General features: G+C 69.4%; 23 protein-coding genes and 1 tRNA gene. 8 read left to right on the top strand and 16 right to left on the bottom strand.

All coding sequences use genetic code 11. The features are described 5' to 3' along the window. Nucleotides 1-70 precede the first annotated feature (70 nt). From scpA to BMZ47_RS15655, 9 genes are all read right to left on the bottom strand, one after another. Nucleotides 71-2,236, bottom strand: a complete 2,166-nt coding sequence (gene scpA, locus BMZ47_RS15695) for a methylmalonyl-CoA mutase (protein WP_091863348.1) — start codon at nt 2,234-2,236, stop codon at nt 71-73. Between the two features lie 56 nt (nt 2,237-2,292). Next, a complete protein-coding gene (locus BMZ47_RS15690) occupies nt 2,293-3,078 on the bottom strand; it encodes an SURF1 family protein (RefSeq protein WP_091863347.1) in 786 nt (261 codons plus the stop codon). A gap of 14 nt (nt 3,079-3,092) precedes the next feature. Then, nucleotides 3,093-3,497 carry a cytochrome o ubiquinol oxidase subunit IV gene (cyoD, locus tag BMZ47_RS15685; RefSeq protein WP_007558446.1) on the bottom strand — a complete coding sequence of 135 codons (405 nt, stop codon included), beginning with the start codon at nt 3,495-3,497 and terminating at the stop codon, nt 3,093-3,095. Then, on the bottom strand, nt 3,494-4,126 hold the full coding sequence (gene cyoC / locus BMZ47_RS15680) for a cytochrome o ubiquinol oxidase subunit III (protein ID WP_007558445.1): 633 nt from the start codon (nt 4,124-4,126) through the stop codon (nt 3,494-3,496). The genes cyoD and cyoC overlap by 4 nt, the downstream gene beginning before the upstream one ends. Before the next feature lie 4 nt (nt 4,127-4,130). Further along, nucleotides 4,131-6,131 carry a cytochrome o ubiquinol oxidase subunit I gene (gene cyoB / locus BMZ47_RS15675; RefSeq protein WP_007558443.1) on the bottom strand — a complete coding sequence of 667 codons (2,001 nt, stop codon included), beginning with the start codon at nt 6,129-6,131 and terminating at the stop codon, nt 4,131-4,133. A gap of 74 nt (nt 6,132-6,205) precedes the next feature. After that, the gene (gene cyoA / locus BMZ47_RS15670) at nt 6,206-7,462 is read right to left on the bottom strand and encodes a ubiquinol oxidase subunit II (RefSeq protein WP_091863346.1); all 1,257 of its coding nucleotides are present in this window, start codon (nt 7,460-7,462) and stop codon (nt 6,206-6,208) included. Nucleotides 7,463-7,580: 118 nt separating this feature from the next. Then, nucleotides 7,581-8,918, bottom strand: coding sequence for an MFS transporter (locus BMZ47_RS15665; RefSeq protein ID WP_007558438.1), 1,338 nt, complete (start codon nt 8,916-8,918; stop codon nt 7,581-7,583). 214 nt (nt 8,919-9,132) lie between these two features. Beyond that, nucleotides 9,133-11,319 (bottom strand): glycosyltransferase family 2 protein, encoded by a 2,187-nt coding sequence (locus BMZ47_RS15660; protein WP_091863345.1) that lies wholly within the window; start codon nt 11,317-11,319, stop codon nt 9,133-9,135. Continuing rightward, the gene (locus tag BMZ47_RS15655; protein WP_007558434.1) at nt 11,319-12,362 is read right to left on the bottom strand and encodes a hypothetical protein; all 1,044 of its coding nucleotides are present in this window, start codon (nt 12,360-12,362) and stop codon (nt 11,319-11,321) included. The genes BMZ47_RS15660 and BMZ47_RS15655 overlap by 1 nt, the downstream gene beginning before the upstream one ends. A gap of 203 nt (nt 12,363-12,565) precedes the next feature. On the opposite strand from BMZ47_RS15655, the gene BMZ47_RS15650 reads away from it, so the two are divergent. The 8 genes from BMZ47_RS15650 to BMZ47_RS28620 all read left to right on the top strand — a co-directional run bounded on the left by BMZ47_RS15650 (nt 12,566) and on the right by BMZ47_RS28620 (nt 18,021). Then, nucleotides 12,566-12,640: transfer RNA gene (locus BMZ47_RS15650), tRNA-Val, on the top strand. A 260-nt stretch (nt 12,641-12,900) separates the two neighbouring features. Beyond that, a complete protein-coding gene (locus BMZ47_RS15645; protein WP_091863344.1) occupies nt 12,901-13,167 on the top strand; it encodes a hypothetical protein in 267 nt (88 codons plus the stop codon). A gap of 125 nt (nt 13,168-13,292) precedes the next feature. Then, nucleotides 13,293-13,628 carry a hypothetical protein gene (locus tag BMZ47_RS15640; RefSeq protein WP_091863343.1) on the top strand — a complete coding sequence of 112 codons (336 nt, stop codon included), beginning with the start codon at nt 13,293-13,295 and terminating at the stop codon, nt 13,626-13,628. Between the two features lie 52 nt (nt 13,629-13,680). After that, nucleotides 13,681-14,433, top strand: a complete 753-nt coding sequence (locus tag BMZ47_RS15635) for an FkbM family methyltransferase (RefSeq protein ID WP_091863342.1) — start codon at nt 13,681-13,683, stop codon at nt 14,431-14,433. A gap of 12 nt (nt 14,434-14,445) precedes the next feature. Continuing rightward, the gene (locus BMZ47_RS15630; RefSeq protein ID WP_091863341.1) at nt 14,446-14,766 is read left to right on the top strand and encodes a hypothetical protein; all 321 of its coding nucleotides are present in this window, start codon (nt 14,446-14,448) and stop codon (nt 14,764-14,766) included. 220 nt (nt 14,767-14,986) lie between these two features. Next, nucleotides 14,987-16,024, top strand: coding sequence for a TRAP transporter substrate-binding protein (locus BMZ47_RS15625; protein WP_091863340.1), 1,038 nt, complete (start codon nt 14,987-14,989; stop codon nt 16,022-16,024). Beyond that, on the top strand, nt 16,021-17,661 hold the full coding sequence (locus BMZ47_RS15620; RefSeq protein ID WP_091863339.1) for an acyl-CoA synthetase: 1,641 nt from the start codon (nt 16,021-16,023) through the stop codon (nt 17,659-17,661). The genes BMZ47_RS15625 and BMZ47_RS15620 overlap by 4 nt, the downstream gene beginning before the upstream one ends. Before the next feature lie 201 nt (nt 17,662-17,862). After that, the gene (locus BMZ47_RS28620; RefSeq protein WP_167369053.1) at nt 17,863-18,021 is read left to right on the top strand and encodes a hypothetical protein; all 159 of its coding nucleotides are present in this window, start codon (nt 17,863-17,865) and stop codon (nt 18,019-18,021) included. Between the two features lie 13 nt (nt 18,022-18,034). On the opposite strand, the gene tkt is transcribed toward BMZ47_RS28620, so the two are convergent. The 7 genes from tkt to BMZ47_RS15585 form a co-directional block, all read right to left on the bottom strand. Further along, nucleotides 18,035-20,026 carry a transketolase gene (tkt, locus tag BMZ47_RS15615; protein ID WP_091863338.1) on the bottom strand — a complete coding sequence of 664 codons (1,992 nt, stop codon included), beginning with the start codon at nt 20,024-20,026 and terminating at the stop codon, nt 18,035-18,037. A gap of 159 nt (nt 20,027-20,185) precedes the next feature. Continuing rightward, a complete protein-coding gene (locus BMZ47_RS15610; protein ID WP_091863337.1) occupies nt 20,186-22,078 on the bottom strand; it encodes a TRAP transporter large permease in 1,893 nt (630 codons plus the stop codon). A gap of 12 nt (nt 22,079-22,090) precedes the next feature. Then, entirely contained in the window at nt 22,091-23,107 is a 1,017-nt protein-coding gene (locus tag BMZ47_RS15605) for a TRAP transporter substrate-binding protein (RefSeq protein WP_091863336.1), read from the bottom strand. Nucleotides 23,108-23,335: 228 nt separating this feature from the next. Further along, nucleotides 23,336-24,217 (bottom strand): NAD(P)-dependent oxidoreductase, encoded by an 882-nt coding sequence (locus BMZ47_RS15600; RefSeq protein WP_091863335.1) that lies wholly within the window; start codon nt 24,215-24,217, stop codon nt 23,336-23,338. Next, nucleotides 24,208-25,230, bottom strand: a complete 1,023-nt coding sequence (locus BMZ47_RS15595; protein WP_091863334.1) for a transketolase family protein — start codon at nt 25,228-25,230, stop codon at nt 24,208-24,210. Before BMZ47_RS15595 ends, BMZ47_RS15600 begins: the two co-directional genes overlap by 10 nt. Continuing rightward, a complete protein-coding gene (locus BMZ47_RS15590; protein ID WP_091863333.1) occupies nt 25,227-26,093 on the bottom strand; it encodes a transketolase in 867 nt (288 codons plus the stop codon). The genes BMZ47_RS15595 and BMZ47_RS15590 overlap by 4 nt, the downstream gene beginning before the upstream one ends. 12 nt (nt 26,094-26,105) lie before the next feature. Further along, nucleotides 26,106-26,855, bottom strand: coding sequence for an SDR family NAD(P)-dependent oxidoreductase (locus BMZ47_RS15585; RefSeq protein ID WP_091863332.1), 750 nt, complete (start codon nt 26,853-26,855; stop codon nt 26,106-26,108). Nucleotides 26,856-26,868 lie beyond the last annotated feature (13 nt).

Below are 26,868 nucleotides of genomic sequence, written 5' to 3'. Positions count from 1 at the left end.
CGCCTTTCCCGTAATTTATCCGGCGGACGGTTTGGGGCGCAAATGCCTCACGCGGACTGAGCGAGCCTCCTCACTCCGCCGCCTGGCGCGCCGTGTAGCCCAGCCGCTCGTTCAGCGCGCGGATCAGCTTGACCGCGGCCTCGGCGATCACCGTGCCGGGCGGGAAGATCGCCGAGGCGCCGGCCGCCACCAGGGCGTCGTAGTCGCCCGGCGGGATCACGCCGCCGATGGCGATCATCACGTCGTCCCGGCCCTGCTCGGTGAGCGCGGCCTTCAGCTCCGGCACCAGGGTGAGGTGGCCGGCCGCCAGCGACGAGACGCCGACGATGTGCACGTCGTTCTCCACCGCCTGCCGGGCGGCCTCGGCCGGGGTGGCGAAGAGCGGTCCGATATCCACGTCGAAGCCGAGATCGGCAAACGCCGAGGCGATGACCTTCTGGCCGCGGTCGTGCCCGTCCTGGCCCATCTTGGCGACCAGGATGCGCGGCCGGCGGCCATCGTTCTCCTCGAACGCCTCGACCAGCGCCCGGACTTCCTCGACCACTGGCGACATGCCCCCCACCTCGCGCTTGTAGACGCCGGAGATCGACCGGATCTCGGCGCGGTGCCGGCCCCAGGCCTTCTCCAGGGCCTCGGAAATCTCGCCGACCGTGGCCTTGGCCCGGGCCGCGTCGACGGCCAGCGCCAGCAGGTTCTCGTTCGTGTCGGCGGCCTTGGTCAGCGCCTCGAGCCGGGCCGTGACGGCGGCCTCGTCGCGCTCGGAGCGTAGGCGCTTGAGCTTGTCGATCTGCAGGCGGCGGACATTGCCGTTGTCGACCCGCAGGAGGTCGATGGCCATGTCGTCGTCGGCCTTGAACTTGTTGATGCCCACGATGGTCTGGCGGCCGGAATCGATCCGGGCCTGGGCCCGGGCGGCGGCCTCCTCGATCCGCAGCTTGGGGATGCCGGCCTCGATGGCCTTGGCCATGCCGCCGAGCTGGTCGACCTCGCGGATATGCTCCCAGGCCCGGGCCACGATGTCGGCGGTGAGCTTCTCCACGTAGTAGGAGCCGCCCCACGGGTCGACGATCCGGGTGGTGCCGCTCTCCTGCTGCAGGAACAGCTGCGTGTTGCGGGCGATCCGGGCGGAGAAGTCGGTGGGGAGCGCCAGCGCCTCGTCGAGGGCGTTGGTGTGCAGGGATTGCGTGCCGCCCTGCGTCGCCGCCATGGCCTCGATATTGGTGCGGGTGACGTTGTTGAACACGTCCTGGGCGGTGAGCGACCAGCCCGACGTCTGGGAGTGGGTGCGCAGCGCCAGAGACTTGTCGGACTTCGGATCGAACCCCTTCACCAGCTTCGCCCAGATCAGGCGCGCGGCCCGCATCTTGGCGATCTCCATGAAGAAGTTGGTCGAGATCGCCCAGAAGAACGACAGGCGCGGGGCGAACTGGTCGATGGTCAGGCCGGCGGCGAGGCCAGCCTTGATGTACTCGACGCCGTCGGCGAGCGTGTAGGCGAGCTCCAGGTCGTTCGTGGCGCCTGCCTCCTGCATATGGTAGCCGGAGATCGAGATCGAGTTGAACTTCGGCATGTTCTTCGACGTATAGGCGAAGATATCGGAAATAATCCGCATCGATCCCTTGGGGGGATAGATGTAGGTGTTGCGGACCATGAACTCCTTGAGGATGTCGTTCTGGATCGTGCCGGCGAGCTTCTGAGGCGGCACGCCCTGCTCCTCGGCGGCGACGATGTAGAGGGCGAGGATCGGCAGCACCGCGCCGTTCATCGTCATCGACACGGTCATCTCGTCGAGCGGGATGCCGGAGAACAGCGTCCGCATGTCGTAGATCGAGTCGATCGCCACGCCGGCCATGCCGACATCGCCCGAGACGCGGGGGTGGTCGGAATCGTAGCCGCGGTGGGTGGCGAGGTCGAAGGCCACCGACAGGCCCTTCTGGCCGGCCGCGAGGTTGCGCCGGTAGAAGGCGTTCGAATCCTCGGCCGTGGAGAAGCCGGCATATTGCCGGATCGTCCAGGGCTGGGTGACGTACATGGTCGGGTAGGGGCCGCGCAGGAACGGCGCGATGCCGGGATAGGTGTCGAGGAACTCGATGCCCTCCCGGTCCTCCGGCCCGTAGCGACCCTTCACCGGAATCCCCTCCGGGGTCATCCAGGGCTCACTGAGGGCCGGCGACGCCACCGCCAGCGGCTCGCCGACCAAAGGGATCTCGGCGAAGTTCGGGATGCGGGTGGTCATGGCGGTGACTCGTTGTGGCGTTTGTCACCTCATTATAGACGGCCCCGGAAACCGGGCTACTCCCCCACAGGTCTAGAGGTCCGGCGGCCGCGCAGGATGATGGAGATCACCGCGCCCGCCAGCATCAGCGCCATCCCGTACCAGGTCAGGGCGTAGACGAGGTGGCTGTTCGGAAAGGCGATCACCGTGAGCCCGCCCACCGGCAGGCCGCCGGGATTGGGCGTCGCGTCGGCATCGACGAAGTAGGGGGCGACGTCGGTCAGGCCCCGGGCGGCCGCGATGGCGGCGACGTCCCGCGAGTACCAGCGCCCGTCCCCGGGGTCGTTCGCCCGCAGGAAGGCGCCGCCGGGCTCGGTCAGCCGCAGGAGGCCGGTCACCCGTGCCTCCCCCGCCACCTGCCCGGCCTGACGGGTCGCGGGGTCCCGGTTCGCCCCCGGCACGAAGCCGCGATTGACCAGGACGATCGTGCCGTCGGGCCGGCGGAGCGGCGTCAGCACCCAGAACCCGCCGCCCCGCTCGGTGACGGCCTGCACCAGGGTCTCGCGATCGTGCAGGAAGGTGCCGGACAGCCAGACATGCCGGTAGGCGTCGTCGGGGCCGATGCGCGGCCATTCGGCGGGGCCGGGGGCCGGCACGGCCGGGGCGTGGACCCGGGCATCGACCCGGGCGATCAGGTCGAGCTTCCAGGCCCGGCGCTGGACCTGCCAGGTCCCGAGGCCCAGCAGGACGACGAACACGACGCCCACGGCCACGCCGAACACGACGCGCCGCAGCAACGAGAGCGGGGCCGGGGAGGGGGCCGATCCCGGATCAGCCCCCCCTCCCGACCCCGCGGGCCTCATCTCCGGACGCGCGCTCAGCGGGCGTTGTTCATGACGTCGTGGGCATCCATCGGCATCATGTTGTGATTGAGGTGGTACATCACCCACACCGAGCCCGCGAGCATGATCACCACCACCATGATGGTGAAGATCAGCGCCAGGAAGGTCCAGCCGCCCTCCGACTTCGTGTTCATGTGCAGGAAGTAGATGATGTGCACGACCATCTGCACACCGCCCAAGGCCAGGATCACCAGGGTGGTGACGAGGCTGTTGTCGAGCACGTTGCCCATCACCAGCCAGAACGGGATCACCGTCAGGATCACCGACAGGACGAAGCCGGTGATGTAGCTGCCGAAGGAGCCGTGCCCGCCCTCGCTGTGGGCGTGGGCGTCGTGGGTGTCCTGACCGTGACCGGTCAGGTGGTGCGCGTCGGCGCTCATTCGAGCACTCCCATCAGGTAGACGACGGTGAACACCCCGATCCAGATCAGATCGAGGAAGTGCCAGAACATTGACAGGCACATCAGCCGGCGCTTGTTCTCGACGATCAGGCCGTGCTTGCGCAGCTGCACCAGCAGCACGACCAGCCAGAGGATGCCCACCGAGACGTGCAGGCCGTGCGTCGCCACCAGGGTGTAGAACGACGACAGGAAGGCGCTGCGCCAGGGCGGGGCGCCCTCATGGAACAGGTGGACGAATTCCCGGATCTCCAGGGCCACGAAGGCCACGCCGAACAGGCCGGTGATCGCGAGCCAGATCTGGGTCTGCTTGATCCGGTCCCGGTCCATCTCCAGCATGGCGAAGCCGTAGGTGATGGACGAGAACAGCAGCATCGCGGTGTTCACCGCGATGCCCGTCAGATCGAACAGGTCCTTGGGGGTCGGCCCAGCCGCGTAGCTGCGGCCGAGCACGCCATAGGTCGCGAACAGGGTCGCGAAGATGAGGCAATCGCTCATCAGGTAGAGCCAGAACCCGAGCATCGTCGAGCCCTCGGAATGATGGCCCTCCTCGTCGGTCTGGTAGAAGACCGGCGCCGCGGCGCCGGGGGGTGCAGTTTCCGCGTGCATCATCGGATCACGCCATCTCCAGCTCGCGCGTCCTCTGACCTTCCGTCCGACTGACCGTGTCGGCAGGAATGTAGTAGTCGCGATTGTAATTAAAGGTGTGAAGGATCGCGACGAGGATGATCGCCACGAAGCTGAGCGCCGCCAGCCACCAGACGTACCAGACCATGGCCAGGCCGAAGGTGAAGTTCAGACCGGCCAGGATGGCGCCGGCGGCGGTGTTCTTGGGCATGTGGATCGGCTTGTAGCCGGTCATCGGCCGGGCGAAGCCGCGGTTCTTCATGTCCCACCACGCGTCGGAATCGTGCACCACCGGGGTGAAGGCGAAGTTGTAGTCCGGCGGCGGCGAGGAGGTGGACCATTCCAGGGTCCGGCCGCCCCACGGATCGCCGGTCAGGTCGCGCAGCTTCTCGCGGTTGCGGATCGAGACCACGAACATCACGATCTGCGAGGCGATACCCAGGGCGATGAGCCCCGCGCCGCAGGCCGCGATGACGAACCAGATCTGCAGCGACGGGTCGTCGAAGTGCTGCATGCGCCGGGTCACGCCCATCAGGCCGAGCACGTAGAGCGGCATGAAGGCGACGTAGAACCCGCTCACCCAGAACACGAGGGCCATCTTCCCCCAGAACTCGTCGAGCTTGAACCCGAAGGCCTTGGGGAACCAGAAGGTGACGCCGGCGAACATGCCGAACAGCACGCCGCCGATGATCACGTTGTGGAAGTGTGCGATCAGGAACAGCGAGTTGTGGAGCACGAAGTCGGCCGGGGGCACCGCCAGCAGGACGCCGGTCATGCCGCCGATCACGAAGGTGACGATGAACGCCACCACCCACATCATCGGCACCTCGAACCGGATCCGGCCGCGGTACATCGTGAACATCCAGTTGAAGATCTTCGCGCCCGTGGGGATCGAGATGATCATCGTCGTGATCCCGAAGAACGAGTTCACGTCGGCGCCCGAGCCCATGGTGAAGAAGTGGTGCAACCAGACCAGGTAGGCGAGGATGGTGATCACCACCAGCGCGTAGACCATCGAGGTGTAGCCGAACAACCGCTTGCCGCAGAAGGTCGAGGTGATCTCGGAGAACACCCCGAAGGCCGGCAGGATCAGGATGTAGACCTCCGGGTGACCCCAGATCCAGATCAGGTTGAAGTACAGCATGGCGTTGCCGCCAAGGTCGTTCGTGAAGAAGTGCGTGCCGACGTAGCGGTCGAGCGACAGCATCGCGAGAACGGCCGTCAGGATCGGGAAGGCGGCCACGATCAGGATGTTGGTGCACAGCGACGACCAGACGAAGATCGGCAGCTTCATCATGGTCATGCCGGGCGCGCGCATCTTCACGATGGTCGCGATCAGGTTGATGCCCGAGAGCAAGGTCCCGATACCCGCGATCTGCAGCGCCCAGATGTAGTAGTCGACGCCGACGCCGGGGCTCATCGCGGCTCCGGAGAGCGGCGGGTAGGCGAGCCAGGTGGCGCGCGAGAACTCGCCGACGAACAGCGAGACCATCACGAGGATGCCGCCGGCCACCGTCATCCAGAAGCTGAAGTTGTTCAGGAACGGGAAGGCCACGTCGCGCGCGCCGATCTGCAGCGGCACCGCGAAGTTCATCATCCCCGTGACGAACGGCATCGCCACGAAGAAGATCATGATCATACCGTGGGCGGTGAAGATCTGATCGTAGTGGTGCGGCGGCAGGAAGCCCTGCTCCGAGCCGAACGCGATCGCCTGCTGCGAGCGCATGAGCAGCGCGTCGGCAAAGCCGCGCAGCAGCATGATCAGCGCGAAGATGCAGTACATGATACCGATCTTCTTGTGGTCGATGGACGTGACCCAGTCACGCCACAGCGGCCCCCAGAAGCGGAAATACGTGATCACGCCGAGGACGGCGAGGCCGACCACGGCCACGCCGGCGAAGGTCGCCTGCAGGATGGGCTCGTGATACGGGATCTGCTCGATCGTAAATCGGCCGAGGATCAACTGTTGTAGGTCCAGGTTTGCGAACATGGGATCGGCCCGTTCAATGGGTTCGACGGCGACCGCCGGTTTTGGGTGTGGGGCCCGCGTTCACGCGAGCGTTCTTACTGGTTGAGCTGCTTGGGCGCGATCTGCCCGCCCTCTTTCTGGCCCTGGCTGTCCGGCGCCTTGACCTCGGGCGCCTTCTCCTGCCCGGGCAGCGCGCTTTCGCCCTGACCCCGCGAGTCCGGGTTGCCCATGTCGGGCCGGGGCTTCATGCCCTGCGGCTGCGTCTGCCCGTGCGGGCCGGTCCCGGATGCCGGGCCCGTCGCGCCCGGGGCCTCGTTGCCGCGATCGGCCATGCGGTTGTCATACTGCAGCCGGTCGTAGTTGGCCTGGGCCTCCGCCCCCGAGGCACCGCCCCGGGCGTCGATCTTCACCATCTCGCCGACGCACATCTGCTCCGGCCGCGGGCACATGCCGATGATCCGGTCGAACAGGCCCTTCGCGTAGGACTTGTAGAACCGCGCCGGCTCGGACTCGCTCGGCTTCTCCAGCTCGAGATAGGCCTCCTGGGTCAGCTCGCCGCCCTGGGCCTTGGTCTTGGCGACCCACTGGTCGAAGGCCTGGTCGGTCACGCCGTTGAACTTGAAGAACATGTTCGAGAAGCCGGCACCGCTGTAATGCGCCGAGCGGCCCTCGTAGGAGCCCTCGCGGTTGATCACCGCGTGGAGCTGGGTCTGCATGCCCGGCATCGCGTAGACCATGCCGGCCAGCGTCGGGACGTAGAACGTGTTCATCACGTCGGTGGCGGTGATCTTGAACTGGATCGGCCGGTCCACCGGGGCGGCGAGCTCGTTCACCGTGGCGATCCCGTATTGCGGGTAGAGGAACAGCCACTTCCAATCCATGGCCACCGCCTCGACCTGGAGCGGCTCGACGCCGGCCGGGATGTCGCGCTTCGCGTCGATCTTGCTGAGCGGCCGGAACGGATCCAGGGTGTGGGTTCCGATCCAGGTGAGCGCGCCCAGCGCGATGATGATCATCAGCGGCGCCGTCCAGATCAGCACCTCGAGCTGGGTCGAGTGGTGCCATTCGGGATCGTAGACCGCGTCCTCGTTGGTGGCGCGGTAGCGCCAGGCGAAGAACAGGGTGAAGAAGATGACCGGGATGATGATCAGGAGCATCAGCCCGGTGGCGGCGAGCACGAGGTTGCGCTGCTGCTCGGCGACGTAGCCGGCCGGGCTCATGACCACGAGGTTGCAGCCGCCCAGCATCGCCAGGACCGGCGGCAGGGCGAGGAGCGGCAAGAGGCGCCGCGCAGGGCCGCCCCGGCTCTTGGCGGGCTCGATCCTGTCCGGGAAAGGGGTCGAAGAGGTCACAGCACTCGTCTCTTTATCCCAAGCCGCAGGCGCGGCGTCCCTGCCGTGCCGCGCGTGACGCGGCAGTCCCGGCAGATTCTGGAAGGAGGCCGCGCAGCCTTCGCCGCGCGGCGGCCGACTACATCTGGCGCATTTCCGAGCGGTCGAAGAACAACGCCGCGAGGGTGCAGGCTGCGCCCGACAGGAGGTAGACCCCGACCATGGCCAGGCCGTAGCGCTGCGACAGGAACAGCGCCACCAGCGGGGCGAAGCCGGCGCCGACCAGCCAGGCGAAGTCGGAGGTCAGCGCGGCGCCGGTGTAGCGGTAGTGGTTGCCGAGCCGGGCGGTGACCGCGCCGGCGGTCTGGCCGTAGGCGAGGCCGAGCAGCATGAAGCCGATCGTCACGTAGATGGTCTGGCCGATCGCGCTCTCGCCGAACAGGAGCGGGGCGATGATGCTGCCGACCGCGAAGAAGGCGATCAGCGAGGCGCTCATGATCAGGCAGTTGCGGCGGCCGATCTGGTCGGCGATCAGCCCGGAGGCCGCGATCGCGCCGGCGCAGACGATGGCCCCGGAGAACTGCACGATCAGGAACTCGCCGGGCGAGCGGTGGGTGTTGTTGAGCGCCAGCCAGGCGATCGGGAAGATCGTCACGAGATGGAACAGCGCGAAGCCGGCGAGCGGCACGAAGGCCCCGCGGATCACGTCGCCCGCATGGTGCCGGAACAGCTCCAGCGCCGGGACCGGCCGGAGCCGATCGAGATCCATCATCCGGGCGAACTCGTCGGTGGCCACCAGGCGCAGCCGGGCGAACAGGGCGACGACGTTGATGGTGAAGGCGCAGTAGAACGGGAAGCGCCAGCCCCAGTCGATGAAGTCGGCCTCGTCGAGGTTGACCAGGAAGAACGCGAACAGCGCGCTCGCCACCATGAAGCCCAGGGGCGCACCGAGCTGCGGGATCATCGCGTACCAGCCGCGGCGCTCCCGGGGTGCGTTCATGGCCAGCAGCGAGGCCAGCCCGTCCCAGGCGCCGCCCAGCGCCAGGCCCTGCAGCACCCGCAGCACCGCCAGGATGTAGACGGCCGAGATGCCGATGCTATCGTAGCGCGGCAGGAAGCTGACCGCGGCGGTGGCACCGCCCAGGAGGAACAGCGCGATGGTGAGCTTGACGCTGCGGCCGTGCCGACGGTCGATCGCCATGAAGATCACCGACCCGATCGGGCGGGCGATGAAGGCGAGAGCGAAGATCGAGAAGGCGTAGAGTGTTCCGGTCAGCGGATCGACGAACGGAAAGAACACCTTCGGGAACACCAGCACGCATGCGATGCCGAAGACGAAGAAGTCGAAGTATTCGGACGCGCGGCCGATGACCACGCCGATGGCGATCTCGTTCGGGTGGACCTTGTGGTCTCCCATCGCCTGCTGAGCGTCGCGCTCAAGGACTGTGGCCGAGGCCATTGGGGTGTTCGCACTCATTGTTGACTGCCGCCCTCGCCGTGCGCCCGTTCGGGCGCCATGGCCGGAACCGCCTCATGCGGCATGTCCAGAGGTATCGCAACCGGCTTCCGACGCAAGTTCACCCACTGACGCATGCATGGCACCCCCATGCCAGCCCTGCTGTCGACACATGCGGGGCGGCCTGCCGCGGCGGGCGGACCCCGTCTCGGCGCGGCCGGCCAGGTCCGCCTTCCTAGACGCGGTAATGCGCCGAGTTCCGTGACAGGTTGATGTTGTAGTAGGGGTCCGCCCGGAGTTCCGGGCCCCACCGGTCGAGCATGGTCAGCACCTCGCCCTCGAAGCGCTTGCGCTTCTCCGGCGTGTCCTCGGCGCCGCGGCTCTTCGATTCGTGGTGGATCAGCTTGGCGAACGGCGTCCAGATGATGCGGTAGCCGGCCCGGCGGATCTTCAGGCACAGGTCCACGTCGTTGAAGGCCACCTTTAGGGCCTCGGCATCGAAGCCGCCGACCGATTCGAACACGTCGGCGCGCATGGCCAGGCAGGCGCCCGTGACCGCCGAGACCTCGTGGGCGATGACCATGCGGCAGAAATAGCCGGGATCCTCGTCCGGCACGCCGAGATGGCTGTGCCCGGCGACGCCCCCGATCCCCAGCACGATGCCGCCGTGCTGGATCGTGCGGTCGGGATAGAGCAGCTTCGCGCCGACGGCGCCGATTTCGGGCCGCACCGCGTGCCGGACCAGCTCCCCGAGCCAACCGGGCTCCAGCACCTCGACGTCGTTGTTGAGGAACAGCAGCACCGGGCCGGTGGCGGCGGCGGCCCCGCGATTCGACAGGTCGGAGAAGTTGAAGGCCCCGGGGACCGGCACGATGCGCACCCGTGGGTCGTCGCGATACCGGGCGAACAGGGAAGCGGTCTCGGGCTCCCGGCTGTCGTTGTCGACGATCACCACCTCGATATCGGGGTAGTCGGTGCCGGCGAGGAGACCGTCGAGGGTGACCGACAGGATCTCGGCGCGATCCCGGGTCGGGATGATCGCCGAGACCCGGGGGGCCGGCTCCGGAAGCGGGCGGATCAGGCGGTTGAAGCCCGAGGGGCCGCGCTCGGCCCGGCCGCCCCAGGGCGCCACGACCTCGTCGAGGGCGCGCAGGCGCGCCGCCTCGGCCTTGGCCAGGGCCCGGTCCGAGAAGGTCCCGGAGCCCTGCGCGGCGCGCCAGTGGTAGAGCACCCGCGGGATGTGGCGGATGCGGGCCGGGTCGAGCCCGTCGGTGAGCCTCAGCAGCAGGTCGTGGTCCTGGCTGCCCTCGAAGCCCGGACGCAGGCCGCCGACCGCCCGCAGCGCGTCGGTCCGCACCACGGTCAGGTGGTTGATGTAGTTCTGGGCGTAGAGCAGCTCGCGGTCGAAGCCCGACTTGAAATGCGGGTCGAACCGGCGGCCGCGCCCGTCGATCTTGTCCTCGTCGCTGTAGATCAGCACCAGATCCGGATCGAGGCGGAGCGCGCGGGCGACCTCGTAGAGGGCGTCCTCGGTGAGCACGTCGTCGTGGTCCATGAAGGCGCAGGCGACGCCGCGGGCGAGGCCCAGCGCGTCGTTGGTCGCCCGGGCGATGTGGCCGTTCTCGGACCGGGCGAGCACCCGGATGCGCGGGTCGGCCTCGGCGGCGCGCTGCAGGATCTTCGGGATCGCGGGCCGGGTCGAGGCGTCGTCGACGACGCACAGCTCCCAATGGGGGTAGAGCTGCGCGCGCAGGGAGGCGAGGGCGGCCTGCAGCACCTTCGGATCCGGGTCGTGCACCGGCATCAGCACCGAGATCAGGGGCGGGTCGGCCCAGGCGGCGATCTCGGCGGCGATCCCGTCCCGCTCCGCCCGGCGGTAGCCATGGGCGCGGATCCAGGCCTCGTATCCGGTCACCCGTCGGTGGGCCAGCGCCCGGCCGAGGAAGCCCCGGGCCCGCACCTTCTTGCCGAGGATCCGCCAGTACAGCGCCTGCAGGGCCAGCGCCGGCTCGCGCAGGAGCGCGCGGGGGACGAGGACCGGCCGGTCGAGACGGCGCACCGTGACCCGGCGCAGCCGCGCCGGGATCCGGCCGGCGGGATCGGCCACGCGCAGCGCGACGATTCCCTCGGGGAGGCGGCCGATCCAGGTGAAGTCGCCGCCGCCAATCGCTTCCTGGGGCAGCAGCGGCCCCGGACGCCCCTCCGGGCCCGCGAAGGCCATGCCCGGGACCGTGTCGAGCCCCTCGGTCGGGTCGTTGGCCAGGGTGATCTCGAGCCAGCGACCGGAAAGGCCCGCGAGGTCGATCCGCATCCCGTCCGCCGCCGCCCGCACCGGCAGGGGGCGCCGCTTGCGCCCGGCTCCGGTCAGGTGCGCCGGCGGCAGGCGCGTCCCGGGCGCCCCCGTCTCGCTCGACCGCACCATCAGCTCCAGCTCTTGTCGATCGAGTCCTTCACGGCATCCGACATGGCGACGTCGAAGACCAGCATCTCCTCCACCGCCTTGACCGTGCGCAGGCGCTCGGCCAGCGCCTGGGTCTCGGCCGGGATCGGCGGCGGCACCGGCACCGGGGCGTTGATGCCCAGCTGATCGAACAGGGTCGACGCGAAGGCGTGGTAGCGCGTCCGGTGGCCGACGATGCCGACCCGGGCCAGGATCTCGATCGCGGCGATCGAATTGCCCGGATGCAGGCGATCCTCCGGCATGCGGGTGCCGAGCTGGCGGGTCAGCGGGTTGTAGAGCAGCCGGTAGGCCGGCTCCGGCAGCATGCGGAAGTAGCGCTTCAGGCTCTTCACGTCGGTGAAATCGTACTCATCCGAGAAGGAAGCGGCCTCGGCGAGCGGCCCGAGCCGCCAGCCGCGCGTGGGGTCCAGGGCGTCGCCGGCGCGCGCCTTCAGCCAGCGCATCCGGGTCGCCATCTCGGTGTAGGGGTCCTGCACCAGGATCGCGGTGATCATCAGGTCCGGCGTCATGAAGTTCTCATAGCGCGGAACCGTCACGGCCCCCGACAGGAAGGCCGAGGGCGCGGCCGGCCCGGTCAGGACGCAGGTCAGGATCTCGTCCGGCAGCTTGTGGACGCCGAAGTAGCAGTGCTGGAAATGCGGGAACAACGCCGCCTGCAGGGCGGTCTCGGGCTCGATGCTGGTGTTGATGAGCATGGTCCGCAGCCGCACCAGCCCCTCCTGAGGCATGCGGCGGTAGATCAGGACGTTGGTGTCGGCGTCGTAGAGTTCGAGGCGCGGGATGTCGGGCAGCCCCGGCACCTCGGCCGCCGTCAGCACGAAGGTGCATTGGCCGGTGGCGTGCCAGCCGTTGCGCTTGAAGGCCTCGTCGATGACGCTGGCCGGAACCTCGGCCACGCGCTGGCCGGCGACGGAGACCATCACCCGGCTGATCGCGAGGGGGTTGTCCGGAACGATCCAGCCGCGGATCGAATCGCCGTGATCGTGATCGATGAAGTAGCGCATGTCCCGAAGCTTGAGGCGGCGGAATGCCGGAACCGCCTCGGCGGCCCGGTCGGATGCCGGCCGGCAGGCCCATAGCGCATTTTCTGCCCCGCGTGCACCATCGCGGCCCGGGACCGTGGGCCGGGCACCGCAACGTTCCGCTTGCGCCCCCGCCAGGCACCGGCTATAGGCCCGGCCCACCGGTGCTCGACCAGCACCGGCCCGGGCGCGTAGCTCAGCGGGAGAGCACTACCTTGACATGGTAGGGGTCACAGGTTCGATCCCTGTCGCGCCCACCACTTGCCGCTCCGATGTCACTGGATATTTCCAGAGCGAGCGTTGCAGAAGTTAAAATGATGGCAGGTTCACCGAACCTGGGCCGAGTTTGACGAACTCGTCCGCGCAATCAAGTGATCCTCAAAACAAGCTCAAATATGCAAAGCGTCGCGACGTAAGCGGCGGCGTCCGCGCATTTGCGGAGGCCGTTGCCGCGCGACGACACAAGGCGCGTCTGGTTTGGACTAGTCTCATGGCTCGCCATACCGAGGATGCGCACAGCATGGCCAACAAGCATTTCGTTCACCCCACCCCGCACCCGAAAGCGACCATCAGGCTCGGCGGCTTCGACGTTCCCTGCGCGATCCTGGCATCCGACGAGGGCAGCGCCCATGTGCGCGTGATCACGGCCGGCGGGATTCCGGAGCATCTGACGTTCGTTCGCGGGGGCGAAATGCTGCGGGCGCGGGTCGCGATCCGCAAACAGGGCCCGCTGGGTCTGGATCTCTGGCTTGACCTGCAGGGCGCGCGAGACGCACAGGCCGCTTAGAGGCGGGTCGCTCACGGCGCTGCGTCGAGGATCGATCCTCAGAGGAGTCGAAGCCTTCACATGAGCTCGGTCCCGTCGCCGGCCTGGCCCCGGCCCGATCCCCTCCGGGTCTCGGAGACTTCCGCATGACGACGAATCCCGTCCAGGACATCGACACCCGATACATCCGTCAGATCCAGCAGCAGCAGATCGAGCTGGCGCTGATCAAGGCGGAGCGCGACACGGCGGTGCGGGACCGCGATCGGGCGCAGGCGCATTCCGATGCGATGGCCAAGCTGGTCGAGGCCCTGTTGGCGAGCCTGCGGCCCTACGGGTTCAGCCGCAAGCGGTTCGTGCTCGCCATTCGCCGCGCGGCGCGCACCGTCCCGGACCGCGAGCCGGATTCGCTCCAGCACGCCGTCCTGTTCGAGGGCTCGAACAGGATCCTCGGGGGCCAGTCCCTCGGTGGCGCGCGTCTTTAGAGCGCCCCCGAACTCCCGCATCGGTCTCATGCAGAAGGTGGAACACAGGGCCATGGATGTCGAGCTCCTGACGGTGTTCAACGCCTTGATCGATCTCAGGAACAACCTGGACGACAAGCCCCATCTCCTGGGATCCGAGATCGAGTTCCTGGCCTTCGCCACGAAGATGGCCCCGTATTCCAACGCGCAGCTGCTGCAGGACCTGTGGGTCCTGTACGAGCTGAAGGAGAAGCGGCACGGCTATTTCGTCGAGTTCGGCGCCTGCGACGGCATCAGCCTCAGCAACACGCTCCTGCTCGAGAAGACCTTCGGCTGGCAGGGCGCCCTCGCAGAGCCGGCCCGGGCCTGGCACGCCGCGCTATACGCGAACCGAACCTGCTACATCTCCGACAAATGCGTCTACAAGACCGACGGGGTCGAGGTCCTGTTCAACGAGGTCGATATCGGCGAGCTGTCGGGCATGAACGACCTGGTGGAAGGCGATTTCCACGCGCAGTTCCGCCAAGAGGGCCGGCAATATCCGGTGCGGACGATCTCGCTGGAGCGCTTCCTCGCGGAGGCCCGCGCGCCCAAGCGGATCGACTACATGAGCATCGACGTGGAAGGCGGCGAGTTCGACGTGCTGAACAGCTTCGATTTCACCCGCCACGACATCGCGCTGATCAGCGTCGAGCACAACTTTTCGGACAGTCGCGAGAAGATCCACGCGCTGCTGACCGGCCTGGGCTACCGCCGCCGGTTCCGGCAATTGTCCCTGTTCGACGATTGGTACGCGCGGCCCGATCTCGTGACCTCCGGCGCTTGAGGGGCCGGCATCGTGTCCGCGCAGAACGCCATCGCGATCCTCGACTCGATGTTCGACCTGTTCAAGCAGATGGGCGGCGGCATCGCGCTCGACCTGCAATGGCTCGAGATCACGCGGCGCCTCCAGCTGGTCCGCCGGGAGGTCGCCTGGTCGGCCGACATGGCCTTCGTGGCGGCGAAGCTGAAGGCGCATGCCGCCCATTATGCCGCCACCTACCGGCCGCACGAGGGCTCGGAACGGATCCGGACGGCGAATACCGAGAAGCTCGACAAGGTCGTCGAGCAGTATTCGATTCTTCGCGCCCATCTCGAGCAGCAAGTGCCGGCCGCGTAGGCCCGGAGCAGGCCGTCCGCGGCCGGATGCCCCCGGTGGGTCGACGCGGTGCCGGCTCGAACGGCCTGACAAGTCCCCAGCTCCGACAGCCGAGCCGCTGCGGCCCCGTTGACTGGTTTCGGCCAGTCGCTATCGAAGCGTCGAGATACAGAGAGTCCGCGCACGAACGCGGACCCTGAGGAAACGCCGGGCCCGCGTGCCCAAATCAGGAGGGCCGCCCATGTCGTCTCCATTTCGCTTGTCCCTGTCCCGTCGCCGGTTCCTCGCGACGGGCTCGACGGCGATCCTCGCCGGGGGCGTGGCCATGCCGCACGTGGCCCGGGCGCAGCGCGCGGACTTCACCTACAAATACGCGAACAACCTGCCCGACACGCATCCGATGAATGTCCGCGCCCGCGAGATGGCGGAGGCGTTGCGCGTCGAGAGCGGCGGCCGGTTCGATCTGAAGATCTTCCCCACGAGCCAGCTCGGCTCGGACACCGACACGCTGAGCCAGCTGCGCTCGGGCAGCGTCGAGTTCTTCACGATGTCGCCGCTGATCCTCTCGACCCTGGTGCCCAACGCCTCGATCAACGGCATCGGCTACGCCTTCCCGGATTACGACGCCGTCTGGCCGGCGATGGACGGCGAGCTCGGCGCCTGGGTCCGCCAGCAGATCGCCAAGGCCAACCTCGTCGCCATGGAGAAGATCTGGGACAACGGCTACCGCCAGACCACCTCCTCGACCCGGCCGATCGCCAGCCCGGACGACTTCAAGGGCTTCCGGATCCGCGTGCCGGTCTCGCCGCTCTGGACCTCGATGTTCCGGGCCTTCGAGGCCGCCCCCGCCTCGATCAACCTGAACGAGACCTACTCGGCCCTCCAGACCAAGATCGTCGAGGGCCAGGAGAACCCGCTGGCGGTGATCGCCACGACCAAGTTCTACGAGGTGCAGAAATACTGCTCGCTCACCAACCACATGTGGGACGGCTACTGGTTCCTGGCGAACCGCCGGGCCTGGGAGCGGATCCCCGAGGATCTGCGCACGATGGTCGCCCGCCACATCAACGCGGCCGGGATGAAGGAGCGGGCCGACGTCGCCAAGCTCAATGCCAGCCTGCAGGAAGACCTGACCAAGAGCGGCCTCGTGTTCAACAAGCCCGATCCGGAACCCTTCCGCGAGAAGCTGCGCAAGGCCGGCTTCTACGCCGAATGGAAGGGCCGCTACGGCGAGGAGGGCTGGTCCCTCCTGGAGAAGGCCTGCGGGAAGCTGGCGTGAACGGCCCGACGGGGCCGGCGCCGCGCGGCGGCGTCGCGCCCTGTTCGCGGCGGGTGATGAACCTCGCCCATTTCCTGCGCCGGGCGGCCCGCCGCTGGCCGGACGCGATCGGCCTCGCCTGGGGCGACCGGAGCTGGAGCTGGGGCGCCCTCGATGCCCGGGTCGACGCCATGGCGGCGGCGCTGGCGGCCCGGGGGATCGCCAAGGGCGACCGCGTGCTGGTCCAGGCCCGCAACGGCAACCTGCTCTTCGAATCGATGTTCGTCTGCTTCCGGCTCGGCGCCGTCTGGGTGCCGACGAATTTCCGGCAGACGCCCGCGGAGGTCGCCTATCTCGCCCGCGCCAGCGGCGCCTCGGCGCTGATCTGCGGCACGGAATTTCCCGACCACGCCGCCGCGATCCGCGCCGCCGCGCCCGAGCTGGGCCTCGTGGTCGAGATCGGCGGCTCGGCCTTCGGGCTGGATTACGACGCCCTGGTCGGCGCGCATGCGGGGGAGGCGGCCCCGACCGCCGATGTCGAGCATGACGACCCGTGCTGGTTCTTCTTCACCTCGGGCACCACCGGCCGGCCCAAGGCGGCGGTGCTCACCCATGGCCAGATGGCCTTCGTCATCACCAACCACCTCTGCGATCTGATGCCGGGGACCACCGAGGCCGACGCCTCCCTGGTGGTCGCGCCACTCTCGCACGGCGCCGGCATCCACCAGCTCGCCCAGGTCGCGGCCGGCGCGAAGACCGTGCTCACCGGCGGCACGCGCCTGGACCCCGCGGAGGTCTGGTCCCTGGTGGAGCGGTGGCGCATCACCAACCTGTTCACGGTGCCGACCATCGTGAAGCTCATCACCGAGCACCCGGCGGTGGCGGCCCACGACCATACGAGCCTGCGCCACGTGATCTATGCCGGCGCGCCGATGTACCGGGAGGACCAGAAGCGGGCGCTGCGGGCGCTCGGACCGGTGCTGGTCCAGTATTTCGGGCTCGGCGAGGTGACCGGCAACATCACCGTGCTGCCGCCCCGGCTCCATGCCGCCGAGGACGGGCCGGGCGTGAAGGTCGGCACCTGCGGCTTCGAGCGCACCGGCATGCAGGTGCAGATCCAGGACGGGGCCGGGCGGGAATTGCCCGCGGGCGAGACCGGCGAGATCTGCGTCTGCGGCCCGGCGGTGTTCGCGGGCTACTACGACAACCCGGAAGCGAACGCGGCCGCCTTCCGGAACGGCTGGTTCCGGACCGGCGATCTCGGCCATCTCGACCCGGAAGGGTTCTTGTTCATCACCGGCCGCGCCTCCGACATGTACATCTCGGGCGGATCGAACGTGTATCCGCGCGAGACCGAGGAGAGGCTGCTGCGGCACCCTGCCATCGCCGAGGCGGCGATCCTGGGGGTGCCCGACCCGGCCTGGGGCGAGGTCGGCGTGGCGGTTTGCGTCACCCGTCCCGGCACTGAAGTCGGCGAGGCGGAACTGATCGCGTGGCTCTCCGGCGAGGTCGCGCGCTACAAGCTGCCGAAGCGGGTGTTCTTCTGGGACGCATTGCCGAAATCCGGCTACGGCAAGATCACCAAGCGGGCGATCCGCGAGGGGCTCGAGGCCCGCGGCTGCCTGCCCCTCGATGCCGGTCCCCCTGCCGGACGGTAACGGACCCGGAATCTGCATTCGCTGCACCGCACCCGGCCGAGACCGTAGGCGCACCGGGTCGGTGAAGATTTCGTGCGCGCTTCATGCTTTTCCTGCATGGCAGGCCGGGCAAGAGACCTCTCACGCGCGATCCCGGGCAGGCGCATATTGCACCGCAGCAACCGGGCGCCCATGCCCGGCCCTTGTTCGGGATCGGGCACGATGACCACCCTCGCGTATCTCGTCGGCTTCCGCTCGGAGCGCTCGCTCCTCGGCCAGGTCGCCGGCCGCCTCGAAGGCGCGCTGAAGCGCGTCGCCGCCGGCCGCTACGCCGAGCAGCGCGAGCGCGTCGCGCGCACCGGCGGCGCCGGGATGATCTGACCGGCCGACAGCGTCAGGCGAGGCGCGCCCGCGCAGCCTCGACCACGGCTTCGGCGGTGATGCCGAAATGGCGGAACAGCGCCTCCGGCGCCCCGGAGGCGCCGAAGCCAGTCATGCCGACGAAGCCGCCCTCCTCGCCGATCCAGCGGTCCCAGCCGAAGCGCAGGGCGGCCTCCACGGCGATCCGGACCGTGTCCCGCGGGATGACCTGCCGGCGATAGGCCTCGTCCTGCGCCGCGAACGCCTCCCAGGATGGCATCGAGACCACCGCGGTCGGCACGCCCTCCGCCTGGAGCGCGTCGCGGGCCGCGAGCGCCAGCGCCACCTCCGAGCCGGTGCCGATCAGCGTGACCCGCCGCGTCCCCTCGGCTTCCGCCAGCACATAGGCGCCCCGGGCGCTGCGATTCTCGGGGCCGCCCGGCCGGCGTAAGGCGGGAAGCGGCTGCCGGGAGCAGATCAGCGACGACGGCCCGTGCCGGTTGGCCAAGGCCATCTCCCAGCACTCCGCCGTCTCGACCGCGTCCGCCGGGCGCAGCACCAGCATGTTCGGGATCGCCCGGAGCGCGGCGAGGTACTCCACCGGCTGGTGGGTCGGGCCGTTGCGGCCGATGGCGATCGAATCGTGGCTGTAGACCGTGATGACCGGCAGGTTCATCAGCGCCGCCATCCGCAGCGACGGGCGCATGTAATCCGAGAAGACCAGGTAGGTGGCGCCCACCGGCACCAGGCCGCGATGGGCCGCGATGCCGTTCATCATCGAGCCCATCGCGTGCTCGCGGATGCCGTAATGCAGGTAGCGCCCGCAGCGGTCCTGCGCCGTGAAGGCGTGGAGTTCACCCTTGTGCCGGGTCGGCCCTTCGAGATCCGGGGCGCCGGAGAACAGCTCTGGGATCGCCTCCGACAGGGCAGCGACGATCTCGGCGGAGACCTCGATGCTCGGGCGCGCCGCGCCGGCGGCGGCGAGGCGGTCGCGCTGGGTCCGGAGCGCGTCGCGCCAGGTCTCCGGCAGGCGGCCGGCGCTCACCCGGTCGAACTCTGCCCGGACCGGGGCGGGCAGGGCCTCGCGCCGGGCCTGCCAGGCCGCATAGGCGGCGCGGTTGCGCTCGGCGGCGCCGCTGCGCCACGCCGCGGCGACGTCGTCCGGCACCGTGAAGGCCGGATGGTCCCAGCCCTTCGCGGCCCGGGCCTCGGCGAGGTCGGTCTCGAACACCCGCCCGCCATGGGCGCCGCGCTGACCCTCCAGCCGCGGCAGGCCGCGGCCGATCACGGTGCGGCAGGCGATCAGGGTCGGGCGCGGGTCGGACTGGGCGAGGCGGATCGCGGCGGAGACGGACTCGACGTCGTGGCCGTCCGCGTCGATCACCTGCCAGTCGGCGGCGCGGAAGCGGGCGCGCACGTCCTCCGAGATCGACAGGTCGGTGGCGCCGTCGTCGGTGATCCGGTTGTCGTCCCACAGGAAGGTCAGCTTCGCCAGGCGCAGATGGCCGGCGAGCGAGATCACCTCGTGGGCGATGCCCTCCTGCAGGCAGCCGTCGCCGACCAGCGCATAGGTGCGGTGATCCACGAGGCCGGGCCCGAATTCCGCGGCGAGCTTGGCCTCGGCCACGGCCATGCCGACGGCGTTGGCGATGCCCTGCCCGAGGGGCCCGGTGGTCGCCTCGATGCCGAGCTCGGGGGCGATCTCCGGGTGGCCGTGGGTGTGCGAGCCGAGCTCGCGGAAGCGGCGGATCTGCTCCATCGGCAGGCCGGCATAGCCGGCGAGGTGGAGCGCGGAATAGAGCAGCATCGAGCCGTGCCCGTTCGAGAGCACGAAGCGGTCGCGGTCCGGCCATTCCGGGTCGGCCGGGTTGCACTTCAGGTGGCGGGTGAACAGAGCCACCGCGATCTCGGCGCAGCCCAGCGGCGCGCCGGGATGCCCGTCGCCCGCCCGCTCGATGGCGTCGAGGGACAGGAAGCGAATCGCGTCGGCCATCCGGGCGGTGAGGGCTTCTCGGGTCTCTGGCATGGCGGTGGCTCGAGGTTCAGGCATGCGTCGGGGTTTCCAAAGGGCTCAGCCCTTTGGCGGGGTATCGGGGTGGAGCCCTGATGAAGCGGTCTTGGCTGCGCAGCAGGGCTTTGCCCTGCACCCACGAAAGGTCTCGGACCTCTTTCGGATCCGGGATTTTCAGAGGAACCCGATCGAGAACCAGGGGACCAGGATGATGACGACGAGGCCGACGAGCAGGGCCAGGATGTAGCCGACGATCGGGCGCATGCCCGCGTCCGGGTGGATCCGGCTGATCGCGCAGGCGGCGTAGTAGCCGACCCCGAAGGGCGGGGCGAACAGGCCGATGCCCATCGCGAGGATCACCACCATCGCGTAGTGGACCTCGTGCACGCCGACCTGCCGGGCGATCGGGAACAGCAGCGGGCCGAACAGCACGATGGCCGGGATGCCCTCCAGCACCGAGCCCAGGATGATGAAGGCGCCCGCCGACACGAACAGGAAGCCCACGGGTCCGCCGGGCAGGCTCTTCATCGCCACCGCGAGCGTCTGCGAGAAGCCCGACTGGGTCAGCGCCCAGGCCATGCCGGTGGCCGCGCCGATGATCAGCAGGATCGCCCCCGACAGGGTCGCGGTCATGACCAGCATCGGGTAGAGCCGCCGCCAGTCGAACTGGCGGTAGATCAGGAGCCCCGCCAGCACCGCGTAGACGATGCCGATGGTCGAGACCTCGGTGGCGGTGGCGATGCCCTCGACCACCGCGAAGCGGATCACGAAGGGCAGGGCCAGGGCCGGCACCGCCACCACGAGGGCGCGGCCGATCACGCCCCGCGACGGCCGGGCGACATGGCTCAGGTCCTCCCGGCGGTAGCGCCACCAGACCAGGGCACAGAGGGTCACGGCCAGAACCAGGCCCGGCATCAGGCCGCCGGTGAACAGGGCGGTGATCGACACGCCGGTGACCGAGCCGATGGTGATCAGCACGATGGAGGGCGGGATCGTCTCGGTCTGCGCGCCGGTGGTGGCGAGCAGGGCCACGAGGTCGCCCTCCTTGGCGCCCCGGGCCTTCATCTCCGGAAACAGCACCGGCGCGACCGCGGCCATGTCGGCGGCCTTCGAGCCGGAGATGCCCGAGACGAGGTACATGGCGCCGACCAGCACGTAGTGCAGGCCGCCGCGGACATGGCCGAGCAGCGAGGCCAGGAACCCGACCATGGCCCGGGCCATGCCGGTCATCTCGATCAGCAGGCCGAGGAACACGAACAGCGGCACGGCGAGGAGGATGAGGTGGCTCATGCCCTCGTCCATGCGCCCGACCACCACCATCGACGGGGCGTTGGTGGTGAGCGTGATGTAGGCGTAGGTGGACAGCCCGAACGCGAAGGCGATCGGCACGCCGGAGAAGACCAGGGCGCCGACGCCGAGCACGAAGAACAGCAGCAGGTTGAGGTTGCCGAGCCCCGCGAAGACGGGCTGGAGCGCGACGAGCCCGGCGGCGATGCCGCCGCCGAGCGCCAGGGCCCCGACGGTGAGGCGCCAGTCGGCGGTCTCCAGCAGGCGGATCAGCGCGACGAGCAGCATCAGGCCGAAGCCGATCGGCAGGGCGGCGGCCCGCCAGGCGTTGTTGAGCGCCAGCGCGGGGGTCTGGACGAAGGTCTCCTCGCTGGCGAATTCGAAGGCCGGCTCCAGCACCAGAGCCACGAAGATCAGGCCGGCCACCAGGGCGACCGTCTCCAGGAAGGCGCGCAGGCGCGGGCCGCACATCGCCACGATGGCGGTCATGCGCATGTGCTCGGCCCGGCGGAAGGCGACCACGGCGCCCAGCATGGCGAGCCACAGGAACAGGATCGCGGCCAGCTCGTCCGACCAGACAAGCGGCTCGCGGAACACGTAGCGGCTGACCACGCCGCCGAACAGGACGGCGATCTCGGCCAGAACCAGCAGCGCCGCCGGGATCTCCACCAGGTAGCCCAGGGCCACGTCCAGCTTGCGCAGCCAGGACCGGGCGCGCAAGGGCGGCCCCGCCAGCTCAAGCCCGGCCGCGCTCTCGACGGCCGCGATGTCGATCTGCATGGCGGTCGTTCCTCAGGTGAGTTTGCCGGATACGTCTTCGAGATGCGACCACGCCGCATCGCCGTACTTGGCCTTCCAGTCCCGGTAGAAGCTCGTCCGGCCCAGGGCCTCGCGGAAGCGCGCGCGGTCGACGTCGACGAAGCCGATACCCTTGGCGGCAAGGCTCTCGCGCAGGGACAGGCTGAGCTTGGCCACATCCGCGCGCTGGTCGGTGCCGGACCGGTCGAGCTCGCTGGAAACCGTCCGGCGCAGATCCTCCGGCAGGCGCTGCCAGGCCTTCTTGTTGCCCAGGATCCAGTAGCCGTCCCAGACATGCCCGGTCAGGCTGCAGGATTTCTGCACCTCGTAGAGCCGGGCGGTGGCCGTGATGGCGAGCGGGTTCTCCTGGCCCTCGACGACCTTGGTCTGGAGGGCGGAGTACAGCTCGTTGAAATTGATCGGCGCCGCGCCGGCATCGAGCGCCTTGAACAGCGAGGTCAGCATCGGCGCCGGGGGCACGCGGATCTTGAAGCCCTTCAGGTCCTCGGGGGTCCTGATCTCGCGGGTCGAGGAGGTGATCTGCCGGAAGCCGTTGTCCCAGACCTTCGAGACGGTGAGGATCGGCGTCTTGGCGATCTCGGCCCGGACGTAGTCGCCGAGCCCGCCATCCATCGCCGCCCAGACCGCGTCGTAATCCTTGAAGGCGAAGCCGGTGTTGGGCAGGCTCGCGGCCGGCACGAAGGTGGCGAGGATCGAGGTGGCGAGGTTGAAGAACTCGACGCTGCCGTTGCGCACCTGCGCCAGCAGGTCGGTGTCGGAGCCGAGTTGGTTGGCCGGGAACAGCTTGATCTCCAGTCGCCCGCCGGTCGCCTCGCGGATCCGGTCGAGGGCCTCCTGCGCCCGGACGTTGACCGGGTGGGTCGGGTCCTGGCCGGTGGCGAGCTTGTAGGAGAACTCGGCCGCCTGCCCGCGCCGGGTCAGGATGCCGAAGACCGGAACGGCGGCCGCGCCCGCGAGCAGGCTGCGGCGGCTGAAACGCGTGTGGCGCATGGTTTCACTCCCTGGGTCGTCCCGAGCCGCGCGATCCCCGCCGTTAACCGGTCGTGTGGATCGTGCGGCCCTTCAGTCTTCGCGGCCCGGTACTGGTACCGGCGGACCGCTTCTGTGCGTCTCACGCGCCGTTTCTGCTCCGGCGCCAATCATCCAGGCTCAGCGGCGCGGGGACAAGCCGTGGCGGCGCACAAACGCCGACACTTCACCGCCCACTGACCGATCCGCTCAGTCCCCGTTGAGGGCGCGATAGGCGCGCACCACCTGGCTGTCGTCGGCGGCGCCGTCGCCCCGGCCCGAGGTCGAGACGAAGAGCTGATGGGCCAGCGCCGCCAGCGGCAGGGCCGCGCCGGCGCTGCGTCCGGCCTCCAGCACGATGCCGAGATCCTTGACGAAGATGTCGACCGCGCTGGTCACCTCCGGCTCCGCCGCCAGCATCCGGGGCCCGCGGTCGCGCAGCATCCAGCTCGCGGCCGAGGAGCCCGAGAGGATCTCCAGCACCACCGCGCAATCGACCCCGACCCGCCCGGCCAGGGCCATCGCCTCGGCGGCGGCCGCGATATGGACGCCGCACAGGAGCTGGTTCACCGCCTTGACGGTGGCGCCCTGGCCCGGCCGCTCGCCGACATGGAAGATCCGGTCGCCGAGCGCGTCGAGGACCGGGCGGATCGCCGCCAGGGTCGCGGCCGGGGCCGCGGCCATGATCGTGAGCTTGGCGGCCTTCGCGCCGACGACGCCCCCCGAGACCGGGGCATCCACGAACCGGCGGCCGGTGGCGCGGACGCGTTCCGCGATGGCCTCCACGGCCCCCGGCGGACAGGTCGCCATCAGGACCACGATCCCGTCCGGGGCGAGGGCGTCGAGGGCGCCGTGCGCGAACAGCACGTCCTCGGCCTGGGCGGCGTTCACCACCATCAGGAGGAGCGCGTCGGCGCCGTCAGTCGCCTGCGCCAGGGTCTCGGCCGGCGCCCCGCCCAGGGCCGCGACGGCCGCGCGGCTCTCCGCCCGGACGTCGTAGCCGCGCACGGAAAACCCCGCGGCGACGAGGTGGCCCGCCATCGGCAGGCCCATGGCACCGAGGCCGACGAAGGCGAGGCGGCTCACAGCCATCCGCGGATGCTCCGCGCCATGGCGGCCGCCGAGATCCCGTAGCGGTCGTGGAGCGTCGGCAGGGCGCCGGCGTCGAGGAATTCGTCCGGGAGGCCGATCTGGCGGAAGCCGCGCTCGGGCATCGTGCCGTTGCGCATCAGCAGGCCGGCCACCGCCTCGCCGAGGCCGCCGATCACCGTGTGGTTCTCGGCCACCACCACGAGCCGGCCGCCGCGCCCGGCCTCGCGCAGGATCGTCGCCTCGTCCAGCGGCTTGATCGTCGGCACGTGCAGGACCGCCACGTCGATCCGGTCGTCGCGCAGGGCGTCGGCCACCTCCAGCGCCCGCATGGTCATCAGTCCGGAGGCGATCACGAGCACGTCGCGGCCGTCGCGGATCGTCTTGGCCTTGCCGAGCTCGAACGTGTAGCCGTACTCGTCGAGCACCAGGGGGACGTTGCCGCGCAGGAGCCGCAGGTAGACCGGCCCCTTATGGGCGGCCATGGCCGGCACGACCTGCTCGATCTCGTGGGCGTCGCAGGGGTCGATGATCGTGAGGTTGGGCATGCCGCGGAAGATCGCGAGGTCTTCCGTCGCCTGGTGGCTCGGGCCGTAGCCGGTGGTCAGGCCGGGCAGGGCGCAGGCGATCTTGACGTCGAGATTCTCCTCCGCGATCGCCAGGCAGATGAAGTCGTAGGCCCGCCGCGCCGCGAACACCGCGTAGGTTGTGGCGAACGGCGTGAAGCCTTCCCGGGCGAGCCCGGCCGCCGCGCTCATCAGGAGCTGCTCGGCCATCCCCATCTGGTAGAACCGCTCGGGATGGGCCTGCGCGAAGATGTGCAGGTCGGTGTATTTCGACAGGTCCGCCGACAGGCCGACGATGTCGGACCGCGTCTTGGCGAGCTCGACCAGGGCATGGCCGAAGGGCGCAGCCTTGGTCCGCTGCCCGGGGGCGGCGAGCGAGGCGATCATCGCCGAGGTCTTGAGGCTGCCGCCCTCGCGGGGCGCGGGCTTCTCGTATTTCGAGCGTCTCACCGCACCCTCCCTTCGTCCAGGATTGCCAGCGCCCGCTGCCACTCGTCCGGCTCGACGCGCAGGAAGTGGTTGCGCTCGCGCGCCTCCAGGAACGGCACGCCCTTGGCCATGCGCGTGTCGCAGATGATGATCCGGGGCTGCGGCCCCGGGTGGTTCCGGGCGGCGTCGAAGGCCGCCACCAGCGCGTCGAGGTCGTTGCCGTCGACCCGCTGCACGAACCAGTTGAACGCCTCGAATTTCGGGGCCAGCGGCTCGAAGTTGAGCACCCCCGTGGAGGCGCCGTCGGCCTGCATGCCGTTCACGTCGACGAGGCCGATCAGGTTGTCGAGCTTGAACGAGCCCGCCGACATGGCGGCCTCCCAGGTCGAGCCCTCGTCGAGCTCGCCGTCGGAGAACAGGTTGTAGACAAAGCTCGTCGAGCTTTTCCGCTTGAGGCCCAGCGCCATGCCGACCGCGATCCCGAGCCCGTGGCCGAGCGAGCCGCCGGTGATCTCCATGCCCGGCGTGTAGGCGGCCATGCCGGACATCGGCAGGCGGCTGTCGTCGCCGCCATAGCTCGTCAGCTCGTCCTCCGGGATGATCTCCGCCTCGATCAGCGCCGCGTAGAGGGCGATGGCGTAGTGGCCGATCGAGAGCAGGAACCGGTCGCGGCCCTCCCATTCGGGATCCTCGGGCCGGTAGGTCATGGCGTGGAAGTAGCTCACCGCCAGCACGTCGCTGATGCCGAGCGCCTGGGCGATGTAGCCCTGGCCCTGGACCTCGCCCATGCGCAGGGCGTGGCGGCGGATGCGGTAGGCGCGCTCGCTGAGCGGGACGTTGGACCCCGCGCGGGGCCGTTCGGTCGGCAGCCTCTCGGTCGGCATGGGACTCCCCCCTCAGTGGATCAGCATGCCGCCGTTCACGTCGATCACCGCCCCGGTGATGTACGCGGACAGGTCGGAGGCCAGGAACAGGCAGGCCTTGGCGACGTCGTCGGCCACCCCGAGGCGCCCGAGCGGGATGCCCTTGGCGATCTCGACCTTGAGCTCGGGGGTGAGCTTGCCGCCGGTGATGTCGGTCTGGATCAGGCCGGGCGTCACGGAATTCACCCGGATCCCGTCGGGGCCGAGCTCCCGGGCCATGGCCTTGGCGAGGCCGAGCACGCCGCCCTTGGCGGCGCTGTAATGTGGGCCGCCGAAGATGCCGCCGCCGCGCTGGGCGGAGACCGAGGACATGCACACGATCGCCCCCGAGCCCTGGCCGCGCATCCCCGGGATCACGGCTTGGCTCATGTAGAGGGTGCCGCGCAGGTTCACGTCGGTGACCGCGTCGTAGTTCTCCGGCGCGATCTCCATGATCTTGAGCGGCTGGGTGATGCCGGCATTGTTGACCAGCACGTCGATGCGCCCGAGCCGGGCGACGATCTCCTCGGCGGCTCGGTCACAGGCGGCCCGGTCGGTCACGTTGCAGGCGAGTCCGATATGGCCGGGGCCGATGTCGCGGGCGGCCTCCTCGGCCTGGCCGGCATCGAGGTCGAGCACGGCGATGCGGGCGCCGTAGGTCGCAAACAGGCGCGCCGTGGCCTTCCCGATGCCGCGGGCGGAGGCCGCCCCGGTGATCACGCAGACCCGATCGTTCAGCAGCATGGGACCCTCCCGG

The organism is Methylobacterium brachiatum, from assembly GCF_900113845.1.
Lineage (GTDB): Bacteria > Pseudomonadota > Alphaproteobacteria > Rhizobiales > Beijerinckiaceae > Methylobacterium > Methylobacterium brachiatum.
This window is presented reverse-complemented; position numbering and strand designations above follow the sequence as displayed.